The following is a 6673-nucleotide window of genomic DNA, read 5'->3' on the forward strand; positions in this document are numbered from 1 at the left end:
ATCTATTTTATCTTTTTCTTCTTTTTGAAAAGAATTAAGTTGTAAATAAGGCTTTCCTGAATAAGTATATTGTCTGGATAGCATTTCTTTAGAAATCATAAAATCTCCTTTTCTTGTTAATGAATATTTTGCTGTCTGAATCGCTGATTAACTATTCACTAGGCTGCGCGTATACAAAAGTTTCCCCTGCGGTGTGCGCGGCACTTCCTCTACCTGATGCCATTCTATCTGACAATCCTCACCCATCGCTAACTGAATCTGAGTACAAATATCAGCCATTTCTGATGCTACAGGTTCTCCATTAGAAACATAATAAATTTCAATTCGATCGAAATCTTTCTGTAAAACCTGAAATTCATCAACCCAATTCCGGAAGTAGAATTGGCGAGTAAAGTATCCCCCATCAACCAAAGTACCTGCCCTAGTTAAAAAATGGTCTTTCACCCTGCCCGTGACTCTTTCCAATGTTGGGAGTGGACTACCGCATTGGCAAGGTTTGCCGGGGATAGCCATGTCGCCAATTTCATACCGAATCAGTGGCATAGTATGGTTATGTAAAGTTGTTACTAAGATCCTACCTTCTTCTCCAAATCTTACAGTATTATTGTCTCGATCGACAACTTCTACATAATTATTAAAATTAAAAATGTGCATTTTGCCGCGAGAACATTCACCTGCGATTGCGCCTACCTCTCTCGAACCGTAGAAATCATAAACTTTACACCTAAACACGTCTTCAATTAACTCTCGCATGAATGGACGCAAAGTTTCAGCAGAAGTGTATAATATTTTGGGACGGTGGATGGATAAATTATTATTTCTGACAAATTTGGCAAGTTGATATAGAGAACCTGCATAAGCTTTGATTAATACTGGTCGTTCTTGATTAATTATTTCTACATATTTTTGCAAGTCTTCTTTGGTCATTTTAAAGGAATTTAAAAATGTCGTTGGCTGAATGAACTTTAATAATTTACCCTTGACACCTTGAGTATTAGTCTGACGCTTAATATCTTTAGTTGAACCCCATAAAATCACTTGAGGTAAACCCCCCAAATCAATTCCTAAAAACTGACGATAGTAAAATAGTTCTGTCGCTTCTCGCCATTCTTCAAATTCTCGATCTTGCATAATTGAAATCGGCTGCCCTGTTGAGCCACCTGAACTGTTTAAAAAACAATTTCGAGAGGCAATTTCATCGGACTTAAGTCTTTCAAAGTTATCGCGGATTAAGGGTTTAGTTAACAGAGGAAAATGAGCTAGTTCAGAATTACCCTCTCTCCAAAAATCTGCTAGGTTAGTATAGTAAGGAACCCGCAGAGTTGCATAGTCAAGCAGAGACTGTAAGTAAGCCTGAGATTTCCCCTCAGAACTTTGTAAAATCTCCTTGTAAAACAATTCCCGTTGTCTGGGGGGTTTCAAGGAAAGACTTCTGTAAGCGCCACGGGCTAATCGATAAATCTGACTTGGTAAATTCATAGTTCAATATTTTTCCTCTTGGCTAAGATAATTCAAAATTAGTAATTTTATCCATCCCCCATTTAAACCTTAGCAAACCCCAATACCTCAAGATATTTTTGAGTAGCAACTTCCAAAGTAAATTGCTTTAACCAGGTTGGATCGACTGAGCTAAATTTACCGGATAATACACTCAAAATTGCGTCTGCCATTGCTTTACTGTCACCCACTGGCACAAGTGAACCGTACTTGCCGTTGTCTAGAATCTCTCTCGGTCCGCTGGGGCAGTTTGTAGAAACTACTGGAATTCCTATAGCCATCGCTTCTATTAGTGCATTTGGCAAACCCTCCCAAGCTGAAGACAAGACAAAGACTGCTGCTTTTGCCATGTAGGCAGATGGATTTTCTGCAAAACCCAACATGGCGACATCATTTTTTAAGTCCAACTCCTGGACCAAAGCCTCAAGTTTTTGCTTCTGGGGACCTTGGCCTAAAATTATTAACCGACAGGGTTGTATCTTTTTTACTATAGCAAAGGCATTAATTAAAGTAGGAAAATCTTTTTGATCGTCCAATCTTCCCACTGCCAAAACCACTGGAGGTTCCCCAGTCTTAAACCAAGGGTGATTTAGAGATTCTTGGGATTTTTCTAATAGATTGGCAGTCACTGTCGGGTTATATATTGTTTCAATTTGCTGCGGAGAAATGCCCGTAACTTGAGCGAGATCATCAGCTACACCTTGGGAAACAGCGACAATTCCATCTGCCCAAGGATATAACAACCGCGCCAAAAGAGGCGATAAGCGATCGCTATTGCGACTTGGCCCATGAAGGGAGAGAGTATTCCGTTCAGATACCACTACTCTGACAGATATTCTAGATAAATATTTTGCCAGTATAGCTATTTCATTGGTGTAATGTAATGCTGATAGCAAAACGGAGGGACGTTCCCGTCTTAAGTAACTGGCAAGTTTCGGAAGCCCTGCGGGTAATTTTGGCGCTTGCAAATCTACAATTCGCACTTCTGGTGGTACTTGGGATAGATAAGCACCCTCTACTTTATTAAGTACTAAATCTACATCGATGCCTTTTTTAATAAACCCACCACTCAAGCTTACCATTACTCGTTCAGCACCGCCTCCAGAGAGGTTACGCAGGTAAATTGCAATACGTGGTGAAGTTATAGTCATGTTTGTCATCGTTTAATAAGCGATCTCTATAAACTTTACAGACAACGTTTCTAATTTCATGATTTATGGTTATTTTCCTATCAACTTCTGCCTGCTAATGGAAAAAGGACTCAGGAGAGTGCTTAACAGTAACTCCATTTCCCCCGCCGCTACTTTATCGTCTTTTAGAACTTTCCTATACTTAAGCCAATGGCACATTAATTTTCTCAAATCATTTGCCATATAACCAGGTATCACCAGAGGCATTTGCCATCGTTTATACTTTAGCATTCGTATATAATATCGACACAAACCGTTATCCCGGAAAAAACGCTTCAAATAGTCTCCATCAAAACGGGATTTAGGAATAACGTGATCCATCTCCATTTCTGGGTTAAACCAAATTTCCCAACCCCCCTCCCAAATCTGAGATAACATTTCGATATCTTCACTAGTCTGGGGCAAAAGTGGGCGTTCCGGAATACTTGCCAACCAAGCTTCTTTCCTGATGACAATTCCTGCCCCAGGGGGAAACATTTTGTAGATTGTATTCTTATACTTATAGTTATAACAATAAGATTCTTCTCCTTGAATTAGAGCAAAATACCGAGCAATTCGTTCAAATCCTACTGGAGGTTCTCCTTCAAACTTACCGTGAATTTGACCACCATAAGCACCTACTTTTGGATATTTTCTTGCAAATCTATAAGCTGCTGCTACCCAGTTTTGGTTAGGTAAGTTGTCATCATCGAGGAACCCAATCAAAGGACTATTTGCATGTTTAACAGCACAGCGTCGCGCGAAGGCAAGTCCTTGTTCCGGTTCCATATAATATTTAATTGGGTAAGCTTTAGAGGAATTGTATTGGTACTCTTCAACTACTTTTGCCGTATTGTCTTTGCTGTTATTGTCAACTATAATAATTTCCCAGTTAAATGTCTCAGTGCCAATTTGAGAATGGAGTTTTTCCAAAACATCAGGTAAACGATTTTCTCCGTTATAAGTGCAGATCGCGACAGTAAAGTCTATCATGGTGAATTCCGAATTTGGCAATACTATTAACAAAATTCACCCAGACTAGATTTTTTTAAATCCAGCCAGGATGTCGTCAATAGATACTAATTGCGTCGTCTCTCCCCAGAGACTAGAAAAGATACGATCTTAACTCAACAAAATTGATAGTGTCAAGAGTAAATTACAGCGGATTCACCATTTGCCCGCCCTACACATTTCTTTACTTAAGAAAGAAAGTGAGGAGTAAGGATTTGGGATCTGGGACTTTAAAACTAATTGATTGGTTAAAGAAAGCATAAGCATACTACAGAAATTGATTTTTTGTCTTTTCTTGGGAATCCCATCATTTAATAATCATAAGGATTAGCAGGTTCAGGAATTTCTTTGATAGAATTTGCCTCAATCGTTAATTGACGTTTGTTATTGAAGGTTTCCGTAATCATTTTACCTTCAACTTGAATCCAAGTATCCGGCTTGTAACTATCGCGAGTTCCCTTTAGTTTGACAGGTAAACTAACAGGATAAGCATCCGCCGCACAGCAGGTAATTACAAAACGAGTAATTAATAAGTATTGGGCTGACAAGTCTGGAGGATAAACCACAAAACCATTTATATTGACTTTTTGATCTTGATAACTATCAGGTTCCGGATTAACGTTAAGTGTCCTAATCCAGCCAATTAGCGATCGCTCTTCTGGTTTGCTAGTCTTGTGAAAGGATTGTGCTTGGACTCTGGTGCTTGTTAATGATTCCGTAACTCCTCGCTGAATCGCAGTTTGGCTGGTAAATACTTTGGGTTGCACAAGTAAGGCTAAAATTGCCGTAAATACTAACAACCCACTACTCCAACCAGGAGGAAAAAAGCTGATATGTTGAGGAATTCCTGTATTCCTAAATCGGCGTTTCAGTAGTTGAGGGAGAAACTGGAATGCTTTAAAAGTTGCTAGGGCTAGCAAAATTATGCCAGTATTGAGAACTAATAAAAAGTAATTGGGGTGAATTAGTAAGCGTAATTCGCCTGTTAACCAATATTTGATTAATAAAGCACCCCATATCGCCAGGGCAATTATATCTAATAGGGGGAGCCAAAATTTTTGCGTCATCATTGGTGATTGGCAATGGGCTTAAGCCCATTGTTATTGGTGATTGGTTATGAAAGCTGTCTGACTTGCGCCCTTTGGGTAAACAATAATAGCTTTCCTTCAGCTTTCCCCTTGGTGATGGCTTCTCTTTGACTCATTAGGACTTACGGATTTAGGCTATCTGTAGGGTGCGTTATGTAACGCACCTACTATATATGGAGTTTAGTGACAGATTTTGCGTAAGTCCTGACTCATCGAGAAGCAATCGAACTCGAACGGAATCGGTGACACTTTCGGTGTTGTTGAATTACGATGGTTGTAGGGGTATAAATAAACAGGATGTTGAAATCTCTCAATCATATATTAGGCAAGGTCGAAAATCAGCCCCTGTGGCAAGAGCGACAGGAGTTACAACAGTTGCTCTCATGTTGGTCTGAAATTGTCGGTACGAAAGCAGCCCAGCAGACGCGATTATATGCGATCGCGCGGGATACTCTTTATGTTGCCACCTCCAGCTCTGTTTGGGTTCAAGACCTTAAATTAAAGCGCCATCAGATTTTAAAACAGCTTCAGGCTAAGTCGTCCATCCCCTTAACAGATATTTACTTTTCAACAGCCCAATGGCACCATGATGCCACTGACTCCCCCACAACTTCCTTATCAGAGCATCCCAGTTATATAGATGGGAAATTGGGGAATTCTCCTTGGGGGGTGGCAAATGGGGCACAGGGGGAGAATGAAGAACTTCCCCCTGTGCCCCTCTCCCCTGCCTCCCTGCCAACAGCTAAAAATCCTCAATCAGCTTTTCAAAGATGGGCACTTATTATACAAGCGCGATCGCATTCTTTACCCCTTTGTCCCCAGTGCAATTGTCCTACCCCAGAGGGCGAACTTCACCGTTGGGGCATCTGTGCTTTGTGTACCGCCAAACAACGGCAAGGTTAGTCTCGCTTTCCTCACCCCCCTTTTACTTACTTGCCAATTCCTCTCATAATTCCCCCCCATAACCCATCCTTTCTCCTCCACCTCTAGGCGTTTTTTAGTATCTAAATACACAAACTGGCTTAGGGTTTGACTTGATCCCCATCTTGTTTAAAGTAAAATCAGTCCATTTTCCGAGCCTTGACGGCAGTTCGTTACTTTTCTTCATCAAAAATGTTTCCAAATATAAAGTAATTATAAAAAAAAACAAAAAAAATCATAATACCCGGCAAAAACTAGGGAACAATGTAATGCTAAGAGTAAAGCAAAAAATTATTTCTGAACATAACTCCCATGAAGACCGTAACTTATGCAATTTCCGCCTGTCAGTTTTGTCGCTATTACGAGCTTCAAGGGAGACGGGGCGGTACGTGCCAACAACTCGGAGTACCTGTGAAAGCTGGATGGAAAGCGTGTTCCTTAGCACTCCCACCTTTTGCTCCATCTTGGGAGACTCTCGAAGAAATATGGCAAAATGACCGATTGATGCTAAAAGAAGATATGGCAGTAGCATATTCACAAGGTTGCTCTCAGTCAGCTCTGCCTGTCGAAACCATCGCTTCAACTTCCGATCTAATGATGGCGGAAATGATCCCAGCATAACCCATTACGGTTCACTGTCTAGATCGATCGTCGATTACCTTCTGTTTACTCTATTAAGATGTGAACATGATGAAAGCGAATTTATGAAAAAACTTTGAGATCCAGATCGCTTTTCTAGGAAGTTTGACTTCCTCAAACAACGTATTACCTTTTGATAGCAACAATTTAAGTCAACATTGAAACGAATCAATTATTTTGTCCAATTACCAAAAATCGCACTTTTTCGATAAAAAGTGCGATTTTTAACGTTAAAGGGAGTGGGGAGTGGGGAAGAGAGTTTTGAGTTTTGAGTTTTGAGTTTTGAGTTAAAACTCCCTTGTCTCCCTTGTCTCCCTTGTCTCCCTTGTCTCCCTTGTCCCCCTTGTC

Annotated in this window: 6 protein-coding genes and 1 pseudogene; 2 read left to right on the forward strand and 5 right to left on the reverse strand. The window is 40.4% G+C overall.

Going from position 1 to position 6673, the window contains the following annotated elements:
- Positions 1–147 precede the first annotated feature (147 nt).
- The 4 genes from NJ959_RS23890 to NJ959_RS23905 all read right to left on the reverse strand — a co-directional run bounded on the left by NJ959_RS23890 (position 148) and on the right by NJ959_RS23905 (position 4747).
- Positions 148–1479: a phenylacetate--CoA ligase family protein gene (locus tag NJ959_RS23890; protein ID WP_254014250.1), complete on the reverse strand. Its 1332-nt coding sequence runs from the start codon at positions 1477–1479 to the stop codon at positions 148–150.
- A 62-nt stretch (positions 1480–1541) separates the two neighbouring features.
- Positions 1542–2648, reverse strand: a complete 1107-nt coding sequence (locus tag NJ959_RS23895; protein ID WP_254014251.1) for a glycosyltransferase — start codon at positions 2646–2648, stop codon at positions 1542–1544.
- Positions 2649–2717: 69 nt separating this feature from the next.
- Complete coding sequence (gene hpsE / locus NJ959_RS23900) at positions 2718–3659, reverse strand: hormogonium polysaccharide biosynthesis glycosyltransferase HpsE (RefSeq protein WP_254014252.1); 942 nt, start codon at positions 3657–3659, stop codon at positions 2718–2720.
- A gap of 329 nt (positions 3660–3988) precedes the next feature.
- Positions 3989–4747 carry a TIGR03943 family putative permease subunit gene (locus NJ959_RS23905; protein ID WP_254014253.1) on the reverse strand — a complete coding sequence of 253 codons (759 nt, stop codon included), beginning with the start codon at positions 4745–4747 and terminating at the stop codon, positions 3989–3991.
- 315 nt (positions 4748–5062) lie between these two features.
- Here NJ959_RS23905 and NJ959_RS23910 point away from each other — a divergent pair, with 315 nt between their 5' ends.
- Together NJ959_RS23910 and NJ959_RS23915 are read left to right on the forward strand one after the other, a co-directional pair.
- Positions 5063–5668, forward strand: coding sequence for a DciA family protein (locus NJ959_RS23910; RefSeq protein ID WP_254014254.1), 606 nt, complete (start codon positions 5063–5065; stop codon positions 5666–5668).
- A 330-nt stretch (positions 5669–5998) separates the two neighbouring features.
- On the forward strand, positions 5999–6307 hold the full coding sequence (locus NJ959_RS23915) for a hypothetical protein (RefSeq protein ID WP_254014255.1): 309 nt from the start codon (positions 5999–6001) through the stop codon (positions 6305–6307).
- Between the two features lie 186 nt (positions 6308–6493).
- On the opposite strand, the pseudogene NJ959_RS23920 reads toward NJ959_RS23915, so the two are convergent.
- Positions 6494–6673 (reverse strand): annotated as a pseudogene (locus tag NJ959_RS23920) (hypothetical protein); the annotation flags it as partial.

This window comes from Limnofasciculus baicalensis BBK-W-15 (assembly GCF_024178385.1).
In the GTDB taxonomy this organism is placed as follows: domain Bacteria; phylum Cyanobacteriota; class Cyanobacteriia; order Cyanobacteriales; family Coleofasciculaceae; genus Limnofasciculus; species Limnofasciculus baicalensis.

Coding starts and splice junctions, on each gene's coding strand:
- NJ959_RS23890 (WP_254014250.1), bottom strand. CDS start 1,479: ATGAATTTACCAAGTCAGATTTATCGATTAGCCCGTGGCGCTTACAGA.
- NJ959_RS23895 (WP_254014251.1), bottom strand. CDS start 2,648: ATGACTATAACTTCACCACGTATTGCAATTTACCTGCGTAACCTCTCT.
- hpsE (WP_254014252.1), bottom strand. CDS start 3,659: ATGATAGACTTTACTGTCGCGATCTGCACTTATAACGGAGAAAATCGT.
- NJ959_RS23905 (WP_254014253.1), bottom strand. CDS start 4,747: ATGATGACGCAAAAATTTTGGCTCCCCCTATTAGATATAATTGCCCTG.
- NJ959_RS23910 (WP_254014254.1), top strand. CDS start 5,063: ATGTTGAAATCTCTCAATCATATATTAGGCAAGGTCGAAAATCAGCCC.
- NJ959_RS23915 (WP_254014255.1), top strand. CDS start 5,999: ATGAAGACCGTAACTTATGCAATTTCCGCCTGTCAGTTTTGTCGCTAT.